At 67.4% G+C, this 19496-nt stretch carries 15 protein-coding genes; 13 read left to right on the forward strand and 2 right to left on the reverse strand.

All coding sequences use genetic code 11. The features are described from left to right. Positions 1-217 precede the first annotated feature (217 nt). The 3 genes from SGR02S_RS07425 to SGR02S_RS07435 are packed head-to-tail and all read left to right on the forward strand — an operon-like array spanning position 218 to position 3276. Positions 218-1531 (forward strand): amidohydrolase family protein, encoded by a 1314-nt coding sequence (locus SGR02S_RS07425; RefSeq protein ID WP_067107421.1) that lies wholly within the window; start codon positions 218-220, stop codon positions 1529-1531. An 18-nt stretch (positions 1532-1549) separates the two neighbouring features. Next, on the forward strand, positions 1550-1825 hold the full coding sequence (locus tag SGR02S_RS07430; protein ID WP_067107425.1) for a DUF3311 domain-containing protein: 276 nt from the start codon (positions 1550-1552) through the stop codon (positions 1823-1825). Next, positions 1822-3276 (forward strand): sodium:solute symporter family protein, encoded by a 1455-nt coding sequence (locus tag SGR02S_RS07435; RefSeq protein WP_067107427.1) that lies wholly within the window; start codon positions 1822-1824, stop codon positions 3274-3276. The genes SGR02S_RS07430 and SGR02S_RS07435 overlap by 4 nt, the downstream gene beginning before the upstream one ends. Positions 3277-3282: 6 nt before the next feature. Here SGR02S_RS07435 and SGR02S_RS07440 read toward each other — a convergent pair whose 3' ends face one another. After that, positions 3283-4203: a LysR family transcriptional regulator gene (locus tag SGR02S_RS07440; RefSeq protein WP_067107519.1), complete on the reverse strand. Its 921-nt coding sequence runs from the start codon at positions 4201-4203 to the stop codon at positions 3283-3285. A 125-nt stretch (positions 4204-4328) separates the two neighbouring features. On the opposite strand from SGR02S_RS07440, the gene SGR02S_RS07445 reads away from it, so the two are divergent. From SGR02S_RS07445 to SGR02S_RS07490, 10 genes are all read left to right on the forward strand, one after another. After that, positions 4329-5252: a dihydrodipicolinate synthase family protein gene (locus SGR02S_RS07445; RefSeq protein WP_255211413.1), complete on the forward strand. Its 924-nt coding sequence runs from the start codon at positions 4329-4331 to the stop codon at positions 5250-5252. 5 nt (positions 5253-5257) lie between these two features. Beyond that, positions 5258-6457, forward strand: a complete 1200-nt coding sequence (locus SGR02S_RS07450) for an NAD(P)/FAD-dependent oxidoreductase (RefSeq protein ID WP_067107432.1) — start codon at positions 5258-5260, stop codon at positions 6455-6457. Continuing rightward, positions 6450-6746 (forward strand): (2Fe-2S)-binding protein, encoded by a 297-nt coding sequence (locus tag SGR02S_RS07455; protein WP_067107434.1) that lies wholly within the window; start codon positions 6450-6452, stop codon positions 6744-6746. Before SGR02S_RS07450 ends, SGR02S_RS07455 begins: the two co-directional genes overlap by 8 nt. Further along, positions 6743-8119: an FAD/NAD(P)-dependent oxidoreductase gene (locus SGR02S_RS07460; RefSeq protein WP_067107435.1), complete on the forward strand. Its 1377-nt coding sequence runs from the start codon at positions 6743-6745 to the stop codon at positions 8117-8119. Before SGR02S_RS07455 ends, SGR02S_RS07460 begins: the two co-directional genes overlap by 4 nt. A 120-nt stretch (positions 8120-8239) precedes the next feature. After that, positions 8240-8728, forward strand: coding sequence for a VOC family protein (locus tag SGR02S_RS07465; RefSeq protein ID WP_067107436.1), 489 nt, complete (start codon positions 8240-8242; stop codon positions 8726-8728). A gap of 15 nt (positions 8729-8743) precedes the next feature. Next, on the forward strand, positions 8744-9151 hold the full coding sequence (locus SGR02S_RS07470) for a RidA family protein (RefSeq protein WP_067107438.1): 408 nt from the start codon (positions 8744-8746) through the stop codon (positions 9149-9151). 64 nt (positions 9152-9215) lie between these two features. Then, positions 9216-12215 (forward strand): TonB-dependent receptor domain-containing protein, encoded by a 3000-nt coding sequence (locus SGR02S_RS07475; RefSeq protein WP_082797019.1) that lies wholly within the window; start codon positions 9216-9218, stop codon positions 12213-12215. 154 nt (positions 12216-12369) lie between these two features. Further along, positions 12370-14166 (forward strand): DUF885 domain-containing protein, encoded by a 1797-nt coding sequence (locus SGR02S_RS07480; protein WP_067107525.1) that lies wholly within the window; start codon positions 12370-12372, stop codon positions 14164-14166. Positions 14167-14191: 25 nt separating this feature from the next. After that, positions 14192-15937, forward strand: a complete 1746-nt coding sequence (locus SGR02S_RS07485; protein WP_067107439.1) for a DUF885 domain-containing protein — start codon at positions 14192-14194, stop codon at positions 15935-15937. Then, positions 15937-17721, forward strand: coding sequence for a DUF885 domain-containing protein (locus tag SGR02S_RS07490; protein ID WP_218000120.1), 1785 nt, complete (start codon positions 15937-15939; stop codon positions 17719-17721). Before SGR02S_RS07485 ends, SGR02S_RS07490 begins: the two co-directional genes overlap by 1 nt. 41 nt (positions 17722-17762) lie before the next feature. On the opposite strand, the gene SGR02S_RS07495 is transcribed toward SGR02S_RS07490, so the two are convergent. Next, on the reverse strand, positions 17763-19457 hold the full coding sequence (locus SGR02S_RS07495; RefSeq protein WP_067107444.1) for an amidohydrolase: 1695 nt from the start codon (positions 19455-19457) through the stop codon (positions 17763-17765). Between the last annotated feature and the right edge of the window lie 39 nt (positions 19458-19496).

The following is a 19496-nucleotide window of genomic DNA, read 5'->3' on the forward strand; positions in this document are numbered from 1 at the left end:
TTGCAAGATGAATCCCCACACGCCTTAGAACACCGCCTTCGCCGCATCGCCGTCGTTTGCCCGCGCAGGCGTCGCGATTGTTGATCCGAAAGGCGGCCTGCATCAGGATCGTTGCATTCAGCGCAACATCATGCATCAGCTCCTGGCATTGTCTTGGCCGCGGCAGGCCCTAGACTTCGCTGGTTCCGGGCGGTTCCGGACTGATCGCGGAATCCCTATGCCTATCGACACCCTTCGCCGTATCGCCCGGTATCTGACCGGTCTTGCAGCCGCCGTCCTCGTCACGGCTCCCGCCGTCGCCCAGTCGCCGGCGCCCGATGTCGTCGCGCTGGTCGGCGGCGCGGTGGTCGACGTGGAAAACGGCCGCGTCATCGAGGACGCCGTCGTCGTCATCGAGGGCGAGCGCATCGTTCAACTCGGCCCGCGCGGCCGCCTCCAGCCCCCGCCGGGCGCGCGCATCGTCCCCGTCGACGGGCGCTGGCTGATCCCCGGCCTCATGAACATGCACGTGCATTTCGGCCTGAAGCTTCCCGGCACCGCCGGGGCCGAGTTGCAGAACGAAACGGACGCGCAGCAGGCGCTGCGCATGGCGCACAACGCGCGCCTGTCGCTGCGCGCCGGCGTCACCTCGGTTCGTCTGGTGTTCGAAATCCACGGCAATGATTTCGCGCTCCGCCGCGCCATCGACCGGGGCGAGGCCGTCGGGCCGCGCATCGAAACGGCCGGCGAACTGATCGTGCCCACCGGCGGGCACGGCTTCCTCGAGGTCGACGGCCCCTACGCCTTCGCGCAGGCGGCGCGCCGGCAGATCAGCCAGGGTGCCTCGTGGATCAAGATCGCCATTTCGGGCGGCATCTCCGACACGCACGGCGCCATCGCCGCCGCCCCGATGACCAACGACGAATTGTCGGTCCTCATCGACGTGGCCCACCGCAACGGCGTGCGCGTCACCGCGCACAACGGCTCGCCCGAGGCGGCGATGCAGGCCTTGACCTACGGCATCGACGGTTTCGAGCACGGCTATCACCTGACCGAGCCGGTGCTGCGCCGCATGGCGAAGGACAAGGTGTGGCTGGTTCCGACGATCGTGGTCAGCCAGCCGGGCGCGCGCGCCTTCTATCAGCGCATCGGGTCGCCGGACTGGTATTTGCAGCGGGTGGACAGCGTCGGCCGCGACCATTGGGCGATGCTGCAGTCCGCGATCCGCCTCGGCGTGCCGATCGCGCTGGGCACCGACCAGTTTCCCTTCGAGGACAATGAGGGCACGACCGCCACCGTGCGCGAGGCGGAGCTTTACGTCGACGCGGGAATGACCCCGCTCCAGGCGCTGCAGGCGGCGACCATCCAGCCGGCCCGCATGATGCGCCGCGACGCGGACATCGGCAGCATCGCCGTCGGCAAATATGCCGACATCGTGCTCGTCGATGCCGACCCGACCCGCGATATCCGCGCCTTGCGCTCGATCGACTTCGTCATGAAGGGCGGACAGGTCGTGCGCGACGACCATGGCCTTTCGGGCCAGGTCCGGTGATCCGGGCGGCGTGACTCCATGACGCTCCGATCCCTGCTGTCGCCGACCCACCGGCGCTATGCGCACCGCTGGCTCCTGCTGATTCCCTTCATCTGGCAGGTCGGCGGGACCCCGCTGGTCAACACCGCCGCCGTTCGCGTCTTTTCGCTGCCGCTGCCGATGCTGTGGCAGATGTGCGGGATTGTGGTGGCGAGCGCCACCATCGGCTTCGTCTTCGCGCGCGACGAGCGCATCGAGGCGAATGACGAGCCGGATTCCTTCCCCGAACCTTCCGACGAGGCGAAACCCTCGTGATCCTCGGCCTGACCATCGCCATCGTTCTCGGCACCATGCTGGGGGCGCTGTTCTACGGCTATCGCAAGACCCGCGCCCGGACGGTCGCCGAATGGGCGGTCGGGGGGCGCCGGTTCGGCACCCTGATCTTCTGGTTCCTGAACGCGGGCGAGATATACACGACCTTCGCCGTTCTCGGGATTTCGGGCTATGCCTGGGCCTATGGCGCGCCCGCCTATCTGGCCTTCACCTCGGTGTCGCTGGCCGCGACGCTGGGCTATTGGCTGATGCCGCGCATCTGGCAGGCCGGGCGCGAAGGGGGATTCATCACGCAGGCGGATTTCTTCGCCGCCCGCTATGATGCGACCTGGCTCGGTTGCCTGGTGGGACTGGCCGGGATCGCGGCCATCGTGGTCTATGTGCAGATCCAGATCACGGCGCTCAGCCTGATCCTTCGCCTCACGCTGGGCACCGGCGTGTCGCCGACCATGTCGGCGGTCCTCGCCGCCGTCATCATGCTGGCCTTCGTCTATGTGGCCGGCCTGCGATCGGCCGCCTTTGCGGCGGGGGTGAAGGACATATTGATGATCGTGCTGGTGGTGGGCCTCAGCGCGACCGTCGCCGGCAAGGTCGGGGCGTCGTCGATCCTCGACGTGTTCGACCGCGTGCAGGATCAATATCCGGGGATCGGCGTCTTTCCGGGGCTGGTTCCGGAGGCGGGCCTGTCGGTCACCTGGATGATGACCGCCGCGGTGAACGTGGCGCTGGGCACGTGGATATTCCCGCACATGTTCCAGCTCTGCTACGCGGCCGGCAGCCGCAAGGCGATCCGCCGCAACGCCGTCTGGCAGCCGCTCTATTCGCTGTCCTTCTTCTTCATCATCCTGCTCGGCTTCGGCGCCCTGCTGGCGGGCGTGTCCCCGCCGGACAACGACATCAACGCCGCGCTGCTGCAATTCGTGTCGGATTCCTATCCGGGCTGGATGATCGGGCTGCTGGCCGGAACCGCCTGCCTCCTCGCGCTCGTGCCCGGCTCGGTGCTGCTGCTCACGGCCGGCTCGATCTTCAGCCGCAACGTCGTCATGCCGTTGAAACCGGACCTGAGCGACCGCGCGACCCTGCTGCTGTCCCGGCTGTCGATGGTGGCCTTCGCGGTGATCGCGGTGTGGCTGACGCTCGGCGCCACGGCCTCGCTGGTGGAGATCGGCCTGTCGGCCTATGCGGCAATCGGCATGCTGACGCCGGGGGTGTTCCTCGCCTTCCTGTGGCCCCGCGCCAATGCGCTCGGCGTCGCGACGGGCATCGGCGCGGGCTATCTGGCCCTGCTGCTGCCGGCGGCGCGGGACATGTGGGCCGTGGCCCTGCCGGATTGGGACATCGGCCTCGTGGCGATGGGGGTCAACTTCATCGTCGCGGTGATCGCGATCCTGCTCACCACGCGCGCCTCTCCGGCCGTCGCCGCGGCCGCGTGACGGCGATCACGCCGCGGCGGGACCGTCGCTTTCGCTCCATCCCTTGAGCCGCGCCTCGAAGGCCGCCATCAGGCGGGCCGGGGCGCCGTCCAGCTGGCGTCCCAGCCGGTGGATCAGGCTGACCGAGGTATGTTCGAGGTCGGCCTCGTAGATGGGCCGGGCGACGAGCCGGCCGTCTTCCAGTTCGGCGGCTGCGGCGATGCGCGGAAGGATGGTCACCATCCGCCCGGCGCGCGCGGCTTCGCGCATCACATAGATCGAACTGGTGGTGAGCACCGGTTCCAGCCAGACCTGCTCGCGGCGCTCCGCCTCGCGCAATATCTGGTGCAGCCGCAGGTTGGCGTCGGGCAGGCACAGGTCATAGGTGCTCAGGTCCTCCAGCGACAGCGACTTGCGCTTCGCCGCCGGGTGATCGGGCGCACAGATGACCATCAGCGGCTGGGCGACCGTCGCGCGGACCCGGATCTTGGGCTCGGTGCAATCGTTGAAGATCAGGCCGAAATGGGCGTCGTCCTCCAGAACCGCATGCACGATCTCGGATGTCGGCAGGACCGACGCGGTCACGGCGATGCCGGGATGCTGACCCTGGAAATCCTCCAGCACCTTGGAAAAGAATCCGCCCAGGAATCCCTCGCCGATGGCGATGCTGACCTTGCCCGCCTTCAACTGCCGATGCTCGTGCAGGCGGTTCATGAAGGCTTCTTCGTTGGCGATGCAGCCCTGATAATATTCATAGGCCAGGCGCCCGGCCTCGGTCATTCGGATGGCGCGCCGGCCGCGTTCGATCAGCGCCACGCCCATCGTTTTCTCCAGCTGCGCGATCTGGCGGCTGATCGATGAAACCGCCACGCCGATCTTGTCGCTGGCCAGTCGCATCGAACCCAGGCTGGCGGCTTCGTAAAAATAATAGAGAGCGTTTCCGTGCATGGCGGCCACATTATCGATCCTTGCGTTGAACGCAATGATTTCGGCCAATCATCCCGCCTTGCGGGACAGGGAAAAATGCAGGACAGGGGGCGCCATTTACGACTATGCCTAATTTCGAGGTGCTTGTGGCAACCAAGAGAACGCGCGTCGGGTGGCGCGGCTATATCCCGGCGATCACCACCCCTTTCGATGCCCAGGGTGACATGGACCTGCGCGGTCTCGGCCTGTTGGTGGAATGGCTTCATGCAGAGGGGATGCATGGGCTGGTGGTGGCGGGCACGACCGGCGAATGGACCAGCCTCAGCCCCCGGGAACGCAAGGCGCTGATCGCCGCGGTCGGCGCGCAGATGGCGGGCAAGCTGCCGCTGATCGCCGGATGCACGGCCTTCACGGCGGCCGAGGTGCTGGAATTCGCCGCCGAGGCGGCGGTTTCGGGCTTCGAGGGGATTCTCGTGACCCCGCCGCCCTACATCCGTCCTTCGGATGACGAGATTCATGCCTTTTACAAGATGGTGTCGGATGCCAGTCCGCTGCCGATCTGCGTCTACAACTGGCCTCCGGGCACCGGGGTGGACATGTCGATCCCGCTGCTGGAACGCCTCGCCGATATCGAGAATGTCGTCGCCATCAAGCAGTCGACCGGCGACCTGCGCCGTTTCGTGCAGACCTATTTCGGGCTCAGCGATCGGGTGCACGTCTTCGGCCACAGCATGGACGATTGCGGCCTCGCCCTGTTGAAGGGCGCGGGCGGCGATGGCACCATGGGGGCGGGCGGCGTGCTTGGCCGCGCGCAACCCGACTTCTACAATCATGTGTGGGCCGGCGATTTCGAGGCGGCCCGCGCATGCGGACGGCAGGACCGGGTCATCATGGACGAATGGTATACCAAGGATCTGGTCGGGCGCTTCGGTTCGGGGCCCGCGATTCTGAAGGCCGCGCTGAACATCCAGGGGCTGCCCGGCGGTCATGTGCGCCGTCCGCTGCTCGACGTGTCCGCCCCCGACCTCGATCGCATCCGCGCCACCTTGACCGCATTGGGACGCGTCTAGCCGAAATGGACGGCGTCGATGTCCTGGTGATCGGCGCTGGGCTGGTGGGATGTGCCGCCGCCTGTCGGCTGGCCCAGGCGGGGGCGCGGGTCGAAATCCTCGAAGCGGCGCGTCCCAACGCCGGCGCCTCGGGCGCCAACGCCGGTTCGCTGCATTTCCAGCTCGAGCGCCGCTTTCTCGAAAATGGCGAGGCGCTCGCCGATCAGGCGGCCTCGATCCTGGGCCTCAACCTGCTGGCGATCGAGGAATGGCGCGGGCTGGCCGACGAACTGGGCCCCGACATCCGCGTCCATATGCGCGGCGGCCTGATGGTGGCCGAAACCGCGGACGAGGTCGCCATTCTCGAACGCAAGGTGGCGCGGGAGGTTCAGGGCGGCCTCGCGTCGCGGATGATCGACGGCGACGCGGCGCGCGCGCTGGCGCCCGGCCTGTCGGAAACGGTCGTGGCCGCCAGCCATCTGGAGGCGGAGGGGCACGCCGACCCCAAGGCGCTGACGCTGGCGTTCGCCGCCGCCGCCGCCGCGCGGGGTGTCCGGCTGCGCCAGCGGTGCCGCGTCGTCGCGGCGCGCCCGGTGCGGAGCGGCTATCGGCTCACCGTCGAGACGCCCGATGGCCCGGAAGACCTCACGGCGCCGAAGATACTGATCGCGGCGGGCGCGTGGAGCGCGCGGATCGGCGAATTGTTCAACCTGCACCTGCCGCTCTACCCCGTCGCGCTGCTGATGAGCGCGACCGAGCGGACGGCTCCGCTGCTCGATCCGCTGATCCAGCATGTCGGGCAGCGGCTGTCCATGAAGCAGGCGCAGGCGGGGAATGTGCTGATCGGCGGCGGCTGGCCGTCGCGGATGCGGCTCGACGCCGCTGGCCGCTTCGACCTCGACCGGCCCGCGGAGATGCTGGCCTCGTCGCTGAGGGGCAATCTGGCCGTGGCGGCGCGGGTGTTCCCGCGCGTCGCCGAGCTGAACCTGATCCGCAGCTGGACCGGGATCACGGCGATCACCGCCGACCAGCTGCCCCTGGTCGGAGCGATTCCGCAGGCGCCGGGCGTCTATGTGGCGGCGGGCGGCTCGGCCTTCACGCTCGGCCCCACCTTCGCCCGCCTGCTCGCACGGCGCATCCTCGACGAGCCCGAGGAGCGGCTGGAGATATTCTCGCCCGCGCGCTTCGGCCATCTCAACAGCTTCATGGGGGCGGCGGATGCGTAGCGACGGCGATGTGCGGCGCGGGGCGCCCCTGACCCTGCTGGTCGACGGGCAGGCGGTCGCGGCTTTCGAAGGCGAGACGATCGCGACCGCCATGCTGGCCCGCGACCTTCTGGCCTTTCGCCTCGATCGCGGCGGCCGGCCGCGGGGCCTGTTCTGCAACATGGGCGTCTGCGGCGAATGCCTCGTCACGGTGGCGCACGGAAGCGCGTCGCCGCGCCGGCTGCGCGCCTGCCTGACCCCGGCGGCCGACGGCATGATCGTCACCACGCGCCCGGACGAACGGCGATGAACGACGACGCCCGCCCCGACTATGACCTCGCGGTCGTCGGCGCAGGCCCCGCCGGGCAGGCGGCCTGTCTGGCGCTGCCCGACGGCCCGCGCATCGTCGTGATCGACGAGCAGCTTCGGCCGGGCGGCCAGATCCTGCGCCAGCCGCCCCGCGCCTTTTCCGTGCGCGGCTGGCTGGAGGGCGCCGAATACCGCCGCCTCAAGGCTCGGCTGGCGGCCTTCGAATCGCTGGAGTCGGTCGAATGGCTCGGCGGCTGCTCGGTGCTGGGCGCGCGCGAAGCGGGGGAGGGGTGGCGCCTCGCCCTTTCGGACGGCGGCGGCGTGCGGGAGGTCACCGCCCGGCGCATCCTGATCGCCACCGGCTGTTACGACATGGCCGTGCCCCTGCCGGGCTGGACGCTGCCGGGGGCGATGAGCGCGGGGGGCGTGCAGGCTTTCGTGAAGAGCCAGATGCTGGCACCCGGGCACCGCATCGCCTTTGCCGGATCGCACCCCCTGCAACTGCTGGCGGCCGATCAGCTGCGCAAGGCCGGCGGAACGGTGGCGGCGGTCGCGTTCAGCCAGCCTTTCCGGCGCTTCGTCCTGAAGGCGCTGGGGCGTCCCTGGACGGCGCTGACGAACCTGCCGCGCCTGATGTCGGTCCTGCTGATGGGATGGCGGCTGCGCGCGGCGGGCGTGCCGATCCATTTCGGCCGCGCGCCGACGGCCGTCGAGGGCCGCGACCGGGTGCAGGGCCTGCGCCTCGAGGACGGAGCGGTCGTGGCGTGCGACGCGGCGGCCTTCTGCTTCGGTTTCCTGCCGCAGTCGGACCTGCCGCGGGCGATGGGGCTGGCGGTCCGTCCGGCACGGCCGGGCGGCTGGAAGGCGTGCCATGACGCATGGATGCGGGCCTCGCGCCCCGGCGCCTATGTCGCCGGAGAGACGACGGGGGTGAAAGGCGCCGATGCGGCCGCGGCCGAAGGCGCGCTGGCCGGCCTCGCCGTCGCCGTGGACATGGGCGTCCTGCCCCTGCGCGAGGCCGTCCGCAGGGCGGCGCCGGTGCGGCGTGCCCGCGCGCGCGCGCTGCGCTTCGCCGCGCTGCTGGAGGCGGTCGCGGACCCCGGGCCGCTGCCCGACCGGGACCTGCCCGCCGACACCATCGTCTGCCGCTGCGAAGACGTGACGATGGGCGACCTGCGCGCGGCGCTCGCCATCGGCGCCGACGCCGGCGGCGTCAAGCTGGCGACCCGCTGCGGCATGGGGGTGTGTCAGGGGCGCAATTGCGAACATGGCCTGCTGGCGCTGCTCGGCGGCGTATCGACCGAACCCCATGGATTCACGCCACGTTTCCCGGCGCGCCCGATCCGGATAGGCGATCTGCTCGCCGAAGATTGATTGCGTCCAGCGCAACGAACTTTGCAAAACCTGTCATTGTTCGCGACAAACGGCGGACATAAAACCTGTCTCATTCAATGGCGCAAAGGCGCGTTGCGGAAAGGGGAGAGGGTGGCCGAGATGGTGAAACAGGCGCGCAAGCCGTCTTTCCTGGTCGTCGATCATGTTTCGCGCACGGTGCCCGATCTGGTTCGCGCGCTGGCTTTCTATTGCGATGTCCTGGGGGGTCGCGAGCTCTATCGCATGGGTCCGATGGACGCGGCCGACATTCCGGTCGGCACCGATGGGCGCGACTGGATGGAAACGCATGTCGGCGTGGCGGGTGCCAGCCTGACCCTGGCGATGATCGAGTTCGACGGCGGTGCCCGCATCCAGTTGGCCCAGTACGACAAGCCTTCGGATCGAGATGCTTCGCCGCCGCGCAATTGCGACCTCGGCGGGCATCATCTGGCGTTCCGCGTCGACGACGTCGAGGCGGCGGCGGTCTGGCTCGCGGAGCATGGATGCACGCCGATGGACGTGATCGAAATCGACGCCGGCCCGCTGGCCGGAAAGAAGAACCTCTACATCCTCGATCCGTTCGGGCTCCAACTCGAACTCGTGGACTGAACCGGGATCCGCATCATGGGCAGCACGAAGATCAATCCGCCGAACCTATACAGGAGCACGCCGTTCGGCTTTTCCCACGCCGCCGTTCAGGACAGCGGCCGGGTCCTGCATCTGGCCGGGCAGGTCGCATGGGACGCGCAGTGCAACGTGATCGGCGAGGGCGACCTTGCCGTTCAGGTCGAGGCCGCGCTCGCCAACCTCACGGCGGTGCTGGAGCATATGAAGCTGACGCCCGCCGACCTCGTTCGCCTGCGCACCTACATCGTCGACAACGATCCCGAAAAGCTGGGCGTGGTGGTCGCCGCGATTCAGCGCTTCTACGGGGGAGCGACCCCGGCGCCGAATACCGTCGTCGGCGTTCAATCGCTCGCCCTTCCCGATTTTCTCGTCGAGATCGAGGCCACCGCGCAACTCGACGCCTGACGTTCCGTCCAACGCGTCGAAAGAACGCGATTATCCTTCAACATCGAGTCCATGGAGCTTCCTCTTGACCTTCAGCATCACCCGTGAACGCCTTCTGGCGTCAACCATGATCGGCGGCTTCGCGGCCCTCGTTCTCGCCGCAGCGCCGGCGGCTGCTCAGGATGGCGCGACCGCCGCCGCGCAAGCCGCCCCGTCCGAAGACATCGTCGTCACCGGCTCGCGCATCGTCCGCAAGGACTACAGCTCGACCAGCCCGATCGTGACGGTGGGGCAGTCCGACCTGCAGGCGACCGGCTCGGTCACGGCAGAGACGCTGATGAACGACATGCCGCAGTTCATGCCCGGCACCAGCAATGGTTCGGTGAACCCCGGCAACGGCGGTCAGGCGAACCTGAACCTGCGCGGCCTGGGCAGCAACCGGACGCTGGTGCTGATGAACGGCCGCCGCATCGTGCCGTCGAACGCCAACGGCACCGTCGACATCAACCTGATCCCGTCGGCCCTGATCCGCAACGTCGAGGTCATCTCGGGCGGCGCGTCGGCGACCTACGGTTCCGACGCTCTGGCGGGTGTAGCGAACTTCATCCTCAACGACAATTTCTCGGGCGTTCAACTCGACGCCCAATATGGCGTGACCGAACAGGGCGACGGCGCGACGCAGAGCTACACCATGACGATCGGCGGCCGATTCGACGACGGGCGCGGCCACGCGGTCCTGTCGGTCGGTCGCTCGACGCGCGAAGCGATCATGAGCAGCGCGCGCGGCTTTTCCGCGGTTTCGGGCCGCAACAGCGTGTCGCCGCTGGGCGTGACCACCTTCGACTCGACCAATCTGCCCAGCCAGGCTTTCATCAACAATTATCTGGGCTGCACCAACTGCGTCACGCCGACGGGCGAGTTCGGCTACAATACCGACGGCTCGCTGTTCAGCCATGTCGGCGCCTATAATTTCAAGAGCCCCGGCGGCCCCGAGTGGGACGCCTATCATCAACCCGGCGTGGCCTGGGCCTATAACACCGGCGCGACCGGCATGCTCAGCATTCCGCTGGAGCGTTGGAATGCTTTCGCGGCGGCGCGTTACGAACTGGCCGATTCCATCGAGCTCTACAGCAACGTCCTGTTCACCCAATATAGCGCGGACACCATCCTGTCGCCGACGCCCATGCCGGGACCGTCGCCGACCTACGGCTTCCGCGTGCCGTCGACCAATCCGTTCATCACCGCGGACCTGCGGGAATTTCTGGATGCCCGTCCCGATCCGACGGCGTCGTTCGGCCTGAACAAGCGCTTCAACGCGATCGGCGGCCGTCTGGCCCGCGACAGCACCACGGTCTTTCAGGTCACGGCCGGCTTGCGCGGCGATCTGCCGTTCGGCGACTGGCGCTACGACCTCAGCGGCCAGTACGGCCGCGTCGACAACTCGACCGAACAGTCGGGCAACGTCTCCCGTTCGGCCGTCCAGCGCCTGCTCGACGACCCGACCGGCGGCGCCAGCCTGTGCGAAGGCGGCTTCAACCCGTTCGGCCTGACGACCCTGTCGAAAAGCTGCATCGCCTACATCAACCGCAACAGCAAGAACTCGACCCTCAGCGAGCAGACCATCTTCGAAGGCACGATTCAGGGCGGCCTGTTCCAGCTCCCCGCGGGTCAGGTCCGTGTCGCGCTCGGTGCGCAGTATCGTGAGGACAGCTTTGCATTCCGTCCGGACTCCGGCCTGTCGCAGAGCAATCCGATCGTTCCCCACCTCGGGGCCGACGGCCTGCCCGACGGCGGCCGGATCGGCGGCGTCGAGGTGGCGGGCTTCAACCCGGTTCAGCCGCTGACCGGCTCGACCAACTCCACCGAATTCTTCGTCGAGGCGCTGATCCCGGTGGTGACCGACCTGCCACTCATCAAGCGGCTGGAACTGACCCTCGGCTATCGTTACTCCGACTACAGCACCATCGGCGGCGTTCAGGCCTACAAGGCCGATGTGGACTGGACGGTGTTCGACAGCCTGCGGGTGCGTGGCGGCATTCAGCGTGCCGTGCGCGCGCCCTCGATCGGCGAACTCTACGGCAATCGCGACATCAGCTCGCCCCAGATCGGCGGGCCGGTGAACGCGCAGGGCGCTCCGGTCTTCGGCGGCGACCCGTGCGATATTCGCGGCGCCTATCGCAACGGTCCGGATGCGGCTCAGGTGCGCCAGCTCTGCCTTGCTCAGGGCCTGTCGGCCGCTGCGGTGGACAGCTATGTCTTCAACAGCACGCAGATTCAGGGCTTCGTCGGCGGCAACGTCAATCTGAAGGAGGAAACGGCCGATACGTGGACGGTCGGTGCCGTCTATCGCCCCAACTTCGGCAGCGCGCTGTTCTCCCGTCTTTCGGCTTCGATCGACTATTACAGCATCAAGATCACCGACGTGGTCGGCAGCATCACCGCGACGAACCAGCTTCAGGGCTGTTTCAACGCCACGGGCGTGACCAATCCGACCTATGACGTCAACAATGGCTATTGCCAGCTGTTCGAGCGCGATCCGCTGACCGGAAACGTGATCAACAGCCTGGGCCTCCAGCAGAATCTGGCGACCCTGAAGACGTCGGGCATCGATCTGCAGGTCGACTGGAGCTTCGATCTCGCCGATGCCGGTCTGGGCAATCTGGGCTCGCTGAACCTCAACTATGTGGTCGGCTGGCTGCGCGCCTGGCAGCGTCAGGACGCGGCGGGCGGACCGTTCAACGAGCGGGCCGGCACCATCGACTCGACCAACGGCTTCACCTTCCCGAAGTGGAAGATGCTGGGTTCGGTCAACTACAGCAACGGCCCGTTCGGTCTTGGCCTGCGCTGGCGCCGGGTCGGCAAGATGGACATCTACAACACCGCCAACAGCCTGCCGGCGATCAACTATTTCGATCTGCTCACCAGCTGGAACGTCAGCGACAGCTTCGTGCTGCGCATGGGGGTCAACAACCTGACGGACAAGGCGCCGCGCACCTGGACGCCGGGCATCCAGTCCAACACCGATCCGTCGACCTATGACATCCTGGGTCGCCGCTTCTTCGTTGGCGTGACGAGTCGCTTCTGATCCGCTCGGGGCGGCGACAGGTCTTTTTGTCCCGAGGGCCTGTCGCCGCTTCACCATGGATGGCTATGGTGGGGTGACGATATGGGCGCACGGTTCGCCCATCTGGATAAACCGCGCGGCCTTCGGGCGGGCGAACAAGGAACGAGGACGGACGATGAAAAGACGTGAACTCTTTGCGGGAGCCGCCGGCGTAGCCTCTCTGGCCCTGATTTCCCGGTCGCCGGTCGCGGCGGCGCTTGGCCAGCCGGCCGCGCGGGAACGCTTCGCCCAGCTGGTCCGCGACAGTCAGCAGGCCGACGATCTCCTCAACCCCATGCGCCTTGCCCGCCGCGGGAAGCGCCCTTTGGGGCCGGTGTTCGTCGATCCGCAGGGGGAGGCCTATGCCACCGGGCTCGAAGCGAACAAGCGCGCCGAACTCGCCGGCCTCGCCCGGATCGACCGGGCGGCGCTGCCGGAGGGCGACCAGATCGCCTATGACGTGTTCCGCTATCAGGCCGAAAAGGCGGTCGGGGAGTTCGACAGCGGCGTCAACGCCATCCGGCGCAAGGCGCCCCTGAACGCCTCCTTCGGGCTGCATGTGGAGTTTCCGGACTATATGTCGGCCGGCGTGTCGCTGGCGAGCGTCGAGGATTACGAGATCGCGCTGGAACAGCTCGACGGCTTCACGGGCTTCATGAACGACACGGTCACGCGCCTGCGTCAGGGCATGGCCGACGGCTATCACCAGCCGAAGGTCGTGGTGAACAATGTGCTGAAGCAGGTGGAGGCGTTCCTGGCGCTGCCGGTCGAGCAGAACCCGCTCTATTCGCCCGTCACCCGCTTTCCCGAAACGATCGCGGCCGCGGACCGCGCGCGGCTGGAGGCCGCCTATCGCAAGGCGGTCGAGACGCGCGCCTATCCGGCCTATGACCGGTGGCGCACGTTCCTGCGCAACGACTATCTGCCCACCGCCGCCGACGGCGCGGGCCTGTGGTCGATGAAGGACGGCGACCGGGTCTATGCGGCCGATCTGGTGCGGCACACCACCACGACGATGAGCGCGGAGGAGATCCACCGCGTCGGCCTGTCCGAGGTGGCGCGCATCCTCGAAGAGATGGAGGGCGCGCGTCAGGCCGCCGGCTTCACCGGCGATCTTCACGCCTTTTTCGAATATATCCGTACCGAGCCCCGTTTTTATTACACCAAACCTCAAGACCTTATCGACCATTTCGAGAGGATCGAAGCAAAAGTCTGGCAAAAAATCCCCACCCTCTTCTCACGGCGCCCGCGTGCCGAGTTCGAGGTGCGTCCGCTGCCGGCGCTGGGGGATCAGCGCGGCACGGGCTATTACCGCTCCGGCCCGTCCGACGCGTCCGAGCCGGGCGTGCTCTATTTCAACATGGCGATGCTCAACACGCGGCCGATCCCGACGCTGGAAACGCTCCAGCTCCACGAGGGCGTGCCCGGCCACCATTATCAGTCGTCGCTGGTGCAGGAGGATGAAAGCCTGCCCGACATGTTGCGTTTCCGGCTGGCGCCGGCGACGGCCTACACCGAGGGGTGGGGGTTGTACGCGGAGTCGCTCGGCAAGGAGCTGGGCCTGTTCACCGATCCCTATCAGTGGTTCGGCCATCTCGACATGGAGATGCTGCGCGCCGTGCGTCTGGTGGTCGACACCGGCCTGCACGCCCTTCGCTGGGAGCGGCAGCAGGCGATCGATTATATGATGGCGAACACTTCCATGGCGCCGCGCGACGTGGTTGTCGAGATCGACCGCTACATTACCAACGCCGGGCAGGCGAGCGCCTACAAGGTCGGCGAGTTGAAGATTCAGGAACTGCGGCGCCGCTCGACCGAGAAGCTGGGCAACCGCTTTGACATCCGCCACTTCCACGACCAGGTGCTCGATACCGGCGCCTTGCCGCTCGACGTGCTGGAAGCCAAGGTCGACCGCTGGCTGGCATCGGCTTGAGGGTCGCCGCCGGCCGGAGATGGGAATGAACAGAAGGCAGATGCTTCTGGGCGCCGCCGCCGGCGTCGCGATGGTCGGGACGGGCGCGGGGCCCCTGTTCGCGAGCGAAGGCGCCGACGCCCGGCTGAAAGCTCTGCTCGAGCGTCACGCGAACGCCTTGCGCCGGTTCGGCGCGGAGCCGGGCAATCCGGTCGGAGATCGGTCGCTGGCCGGTCGTGTGAGGGCGCATGCGGAGAACGCGGTCCGCATGAAAGAATTGGCCGGGATCGGCTACGACGCGCTGTCACCTGCCGCGCGGATTGACCATGATACGGCGGCCTTCGTCTACGGGGTTCTCGACGACCAGTTGGCACGGCCGGGAACGGTCGACCTCGACCTGCGTCCCAGCCCTTATGTGGTCAGCCAGATGAACGGCGCCTATTACTGGCTGCCGTCCAGGCTCGGCACGGGTGGGAGCAGCCCCGAAGCGGAACGCCGCGCCTATCTCGACAATATCGAGGCTCTGGCCCGGGGCATCGACGAGGAAAGCGAGCGCATCGTGCATGATGCCGGGCTGGGCGTTGTTCCGCCCGATTTTATCCTTGACGCGACCTTGTCCCAACTGCGTGCGCTGCGGGACAGCGCGCCCGCGGCCAATCCTCTTCTGGCGCCCGCCATCGCGGCGTCGGGCACGGTCGGTGCACAGGCGACCGAGCGCTTCGACCGCCTGATGAGGCCGGCACTCGACAGGCAGGCTCAGGCGCTACACGCACTGATGCCCCGCACTTCCTCGAAGGCCGGGGTCTGGGCCCAACCCGACGGCGAGGCGACCTATGCCTCCTCGCTCCGCGCCAACACCACTGCCAATATCGCGCCGGGCGATCTGCACCGCATGGGGCAGGAGTGGGTGCGGGAACTGAGCGCTGAGATCGATCACGATCTGCGTGCCCTGAATCTGACCCGCGGCTCGGTCGGCGAGCGCATTGCGGCGCTGAATACGGATGCCCGTTTGATCCAGCAGGACACCGACGCGGGCCGGGCCGAAGTCCATCGCCAGGCCAAGGCTTATCTGGTCGCTGCGCGGGGCCGCGCCGCCCGCGCCTTCAACCATTTCGTGGACGATCCCGTCGAGGTCCGGCGCATGCCGCTGACCAGCGAGGACAGTTCGCCCATCGCCTTCTACAACGGCCCGCGAGATGGCACTTCCGGCGCGGTCCTACTCAATCTCAAGAAGCCCAGCGACCTGCCGTCCTGGCGCCTGCCGACGCTGGTCCACCATGAAGGCGTGCCAGGCCATCACACCCAGGCGGCGGTGCTGAGGGACACGGGCGGCCTTTCGCTTTTCCGGCGCACGGTGCGTTTCTCGGCCTGGACCGAAGGATGGGCGCTCTACGCCGAAGCACTGGCGGACGAAATCGGCGCTTATGCGGACGATCCCCTCGGGCGGATTGGCTATCTGCAGGCCCAGCTTTGGCGCGCGGGGCGTGTGGTTGTCGATACCGGGATCCATCACGAGCGCTGGACCCGCGAACAGGCTATCGCCTTCATGGTCGACACGGTCGGCGAATTGCCCGGGCCCACCGCGCGCGAGGTGGATCGCTATTGTGTCTATCCAGGGCAGGCTTGCTGCTTCATGGTCGGCAAGCAGCAGATTCGCGCCTCGCGCGAGGCAGCGCGACGCGCCATGGGGCCGCGCTTCTCCCTTGGCGACTATAATGATCTCATCCTGCGGTCAGGCCCTCTGCCGATGGAGGTTCTGGACGCCCTGGTTCAACAATGGAGCGCCGCCTGATGCGTCGTCGTGATCTTCTGGCCGGCGCGGCTGCGCTGGGCGCCACCCTTTCTCTCACCGGCTGCGCCTCCGCAGGCCGTGCGGCGGGAACGTCCGCCGATGTCCGTCTCGCCGCCATGCTCGAGCGGCACGCCCGGGCCTTGCGGGACGAAGAGGGAGGACCGGACAGCCTGGGCGGCTATTCCCTCGCGGCGCGCGCGCAGGCACGCCAGGCCAATGCGGCGCGCCTGGCCGAACTGAACGGCGTCGATCGTTCCGTCCTCTCGCCCGCGGCCGCGCTAGACTATGACACCGCGCGCTTTGTCTATGACGCCATGGACGATCAATATGGGCGCTACGGATTCTCGGACATCAATCTGCGCCCCAGCCCCTATGTCGTCAGCCAGATGAACGGGGCCTATTACTGGTTGCCGGACGGCATCGCCGGTCGCTCCCCCCTGGCGAACGAAGCGGATGCTGAGCGGTATCTCGACAAGCTGCGGCAACTGGTGGTCGCCCTCGATCAGGAAACGGAGCAGATCGCCCATGACGCGGGTCTTGGCGTCGTGCCGCCGGCTTTCATTCTCGCCAAGACGGTGGCGCAGATCGCGACGCTGCGTGATATGCCCGCTGCTTCGAATCCCCTAATCGGGCCTGCGGTGGCCCGCGCCCGTGCCGCCGGCCTGAACGATCTGGAAAGCCGTGCCGCGGCGATCTTCGCCGCGCAGGTCGCACCGGCACTTACCCGTCAGATGGCGGCGCTGGACGCCCTGCGTCCGCGCGCCGACGATCGGGCAGGCGTGTGGGCAAAGCCGGACGGGGAGGCTTATTACGCTTCGGGTCTCCACTCCAACACCACGGCCGGCTACGCACCGGCGGAGCTTCACCGGCTGGGGCTGACGTGGGTGGCGGAACTGACCGCCGAGATCGATCGCCTGCTGCGCGCGCAAGGGCTCACCGAAGGCAGCGTCGCCGCGCGGATGAGCGCGCTGGACCGCGACCCGCGCTTCCTCAAGGCGGACAGCGATGCGGGGCGACGGGAGATCATCGACTATGCGACCGCGCGTCTGGCCCGGATAAGGAACCTCCTGCCTAGGGGTTTCGCTTTCGTGCCCGATCTTCCCGTCGAGGTCCGGCGGGTATCACCCGCGATCGAAAAAGGTGCGCCAGGCGGCTTCTACAGCGCCAGCAGCGATCCGGCCCAGCCATCGGTCATCTACATCAACCTTCGGTCGGTCGAAGAGAACGCCCTGTGGCGGATCCCCACGCTGTTGCATCACGAAGGCATCCCCGGCCACCATTTTCAGGCCAGCGTCCTGAAGGAAGCGGGCAAGCTTTCGTTGTTTCGCCGCACGGTGCGCTTCTCGGCCTGGACGGAAGGCTGGGCGCTCTATGCCGAGCAGCTGGCTGCCGAGATCGGTGCCTATGATGACGATCCGACGGGACGTATCGGCTATCTTCAGGGGCAATTGTTCCGCGCTTGTCGCGTGGTCGTCGATACCGGCATCCACCATGCGCGCTGGACGCGCGAACAGGCGATCGACTGGATGGTCGCCAATGCGGGCGAGAATCGCGATGCGGCCGAGCGCGAGATCGACCGATACTGTGTATATCCGGGGCAGGCCTGCAGCTTCATGGTCGGCAAGCAGCAGATCGTGGACCTGCGGGAGAAGGCCCGGGCAGACCTGGGCTCCCGATTTGATTCGCGGGCCTACAATGACATGGTTCTGGCCTCGGGGCCGTTGCCGATGGAAGTCCTCGGCGCGGCGGTGAACCAATGGACGACGTCGCTTCAGGGGGCTTGATGGCTTTCAGCTATTATGCCGGTGCTTTCCGGTAGCCGGGATCAGCCGGCCTTCGCCTCCCATACCGTCTCGCCCTCCTTCACCGTCTCCAGCACCTTGATGGCCTTGATGTCGTCGACCGGGGTGGTCAGCGGGTTGCGGTCGAGGATGACGAAATCGGCGAGTAGGCCCGCCTTGATGCGGCCCTTGCGATCCTCCTCGAACGCCTGCCACGCGGGGCCGGTGGTCAGCGCCTGGAGTGCCTCATAGGCGCCCAGCCGTTCGTCGGGTCCGCTGACCACCCCGGTCGGCGAGACGCGGGCCATCGACGTCCACAGCATGAAGCGCGTGTCGAGCGGCGTGACACTGAAATCACTGTGGTTCGATGCGATCAGTCCCGCGGCGCGCGCCGAGCGGAAGGGGCTGATGAAATCGACGACCTCCTTTGGAAAGTTGGTGCGGTGGACGTCGGCCCAATACCAGGCGTGATTGGAGAAATAGGCGGGCCCGACGCCGATGCGCCGATAATCGGCGAGTTGATCGGGGCGCTGGAACTGCGAGTGGATGACGATCGGCCGGCGGTCGTCGGCGGCGGTGATTCCCGCGGCGTCGAATCCCCTGATCGCCATGTCGATCGCAGCGTCGCCGTTTGCATGGACGAACAGCTGCCAGTCGCGGGTCGTTACCTTGCGGGCAAGATCGTCGAACGCTGGCTGGTCCATCGCGGGATGGCCATGCCACGGATGGATGCCGTCGGGGCTGCCGCGCTCGTAATCGCGGGTGAAATAGCCCGTGCGCGCCTGCACCGACCCGTCGAGGATGACCTTGATCCCCTGCAGCTTCACATGCCGGTCATAGGTGCCGAAGTGCAGGTCCGGCTGCGCCAGCAGCGCGTCGAGCCCCATGTAGATCGGCAGTAGCGCCAGATCGATCTTCAACTGGGCCTTCGCGTCGGGACCGGTGAAAAAAGCAAGGTCGGCGGGCATCGTCGCGCCGTCCTGCGCGTGGGTGTAGCCTTCGGCGAAATAACGCTGCTGCGCGGCGACGAGGCGTTCGAGCTTCTGCTCGGGTGTGAGCTGCGGCATCGCGGCGAGCATCAGGAAGGTCGATTTTTCGAGCAGCACGCCGTTCAGATGCCCCTCGGCATCGCGCAGCATCAGGCCGCCGGGGGGCGGTTCGCTGGCGTCGGTCAGCCTGGCCGCGTTGAGCGCGGCGCTGTTTGCGACGAGCGCGTGCAGCGACTGGTGCAGCACGACAATCTTGTGATCGGGCGACACCGCATCCAGTTCCGCGCGGGTGATGTGACGCTTTTCGGCCAGCTTCTCATTGTCATATTGCCAGACGACCACCCAGTCGTCCTTCGCGATGCCATGGCGCGCGATATGGTCGCGGATCACCCCCTGCAACGCGGCGATGTCGGTGATGGGAGGCAGCGCTGTATCCCACAGGTCGAGCCCACCCGCCATCTGCATCGCGATTCCGAAATGCGAATGGGCGTCGATGAAGCCGGGAAGCATCGTTGCGCCGCGCAGGTCGCGGATCGCGGCCTTTCCGCCGGCGGCACGGCGCGCGCGCGCCTCGTCGCCTGCGAACAGGATCTTTCCGCCCTTTGCGACGACTGCCGGCACGGTTTGCGGCGCGTCGCCGTCCATGGTGATGATCGTGCCGCCGCGATAGATGGTCGGCCGTTCCTGTGCAGTCGCAGGTAGCGCGAGCAGCGCCGCGAAAAGAGCCGTGGCCCGGATTCTGGATGTCATGCGTCTCTCCCGCCCCTACCGTGCGGATAGTCGGCGGGC

This window comes from Sphingopyxis granuli NBRC 100800, from assembly GCF_001591045.1.
Lineage (GTDB): Bacteria > Pseudomonadota > Alphaproteobacteria > Sphingomonadales > Sphingomonadaceae > Sphingopyxis > Sphingopyxis granuli.

Excerpts from the sequence above, each read along its gene's own strand:
- SGR02S_RS07425 (WP_067107421.1), top strand. The coding sequence starts at position 218 with ATGCCTATCGACACCCTTCGCCGTATCGCCCGGTATCTGACCGGTCTT.
- SGR02S_RS07485 (WP_067107439.1), top strand. The coding sequence starts at position 14,192 with ATGAACAGAAGGCAGATGCTTCTGGGCGCCGCCGCCGGCGTCGCGATG.
- SGR02S_RS07440 (WP_067107519.1), bottom strand. The coding sequence starts at position 4,203 with ATGCACGGAAACGCTCTCTATTATTTTTACGAAGCCGCCAGCCTGGGT.
- SGR02S_RS07480 (WP_067107525.1), top strand. The coding sequence starts at position 12,370 with ATGAAAAGACGTGAACTCTTTGCGGGAGCCGCCGGCGTAGCCTCTCTG.
- SGR02S_RS07495 (WP_067107444.1), bottom strand. The coding sequence starts at position 19,457 with ATGACATCCAGAATCCGGGCCACGGCTCTTTTCGCGGCGCTGCTCGCG.
- SGR02S_RS07470 (WP_067107438.1), top strand. The coding sequence starts at position 8,744 with ATGGGCAGCACGAAGATCAATCCGCCGAACCTATACAGGAGCACGCCG.
- SGR02S_RS07455 (WP_067107434.1), top strand. The coding sequence starts at position 6,450 with ATGCGTAGCGACGGCGATGTGCGGCGCGGGGCGCCCCTGACCCTGCTG.
- SGR02S_RS07460 (WP_067107435.1), top strand. The coding sequence starts at position 6,743 with ATGAACGACGACGCCCGCCCCGACTATGACCTCGCGGTCGTCGGCGCA.
- SGR02S_RS07430 (WP_067107425.1), top strand. The coding sequence starts at position 1,550 with ATGACGCTCCGATCCCTGCTGTCGCCGACCCACCGGCGCTATGCGCAC.
- SGR02S_RS07465 (WP_067107436.1), top strand. The coding sequence starts at position 8,240 with ATGGTGAAACAGGCGCGCAAGCCGTCTTTCCTGGTCGTCGATCATGTT.
- SGR02S_RS07490 (WP_218000120.1), top strand. The coding sequence starts at position 15,937 with ATGCGTCGTCGTGATCTTCTGGCCGGCGCGGCTGCGCTGGGCGCCACC.
- SGR02S_RS07450 (WP_067107432.1), top strand. The coding sequence starts at position 5,258 with ATGGACGGCGTCGATGTCCTGGTGATCGGCGCTGGGCTGGTGGGATGT.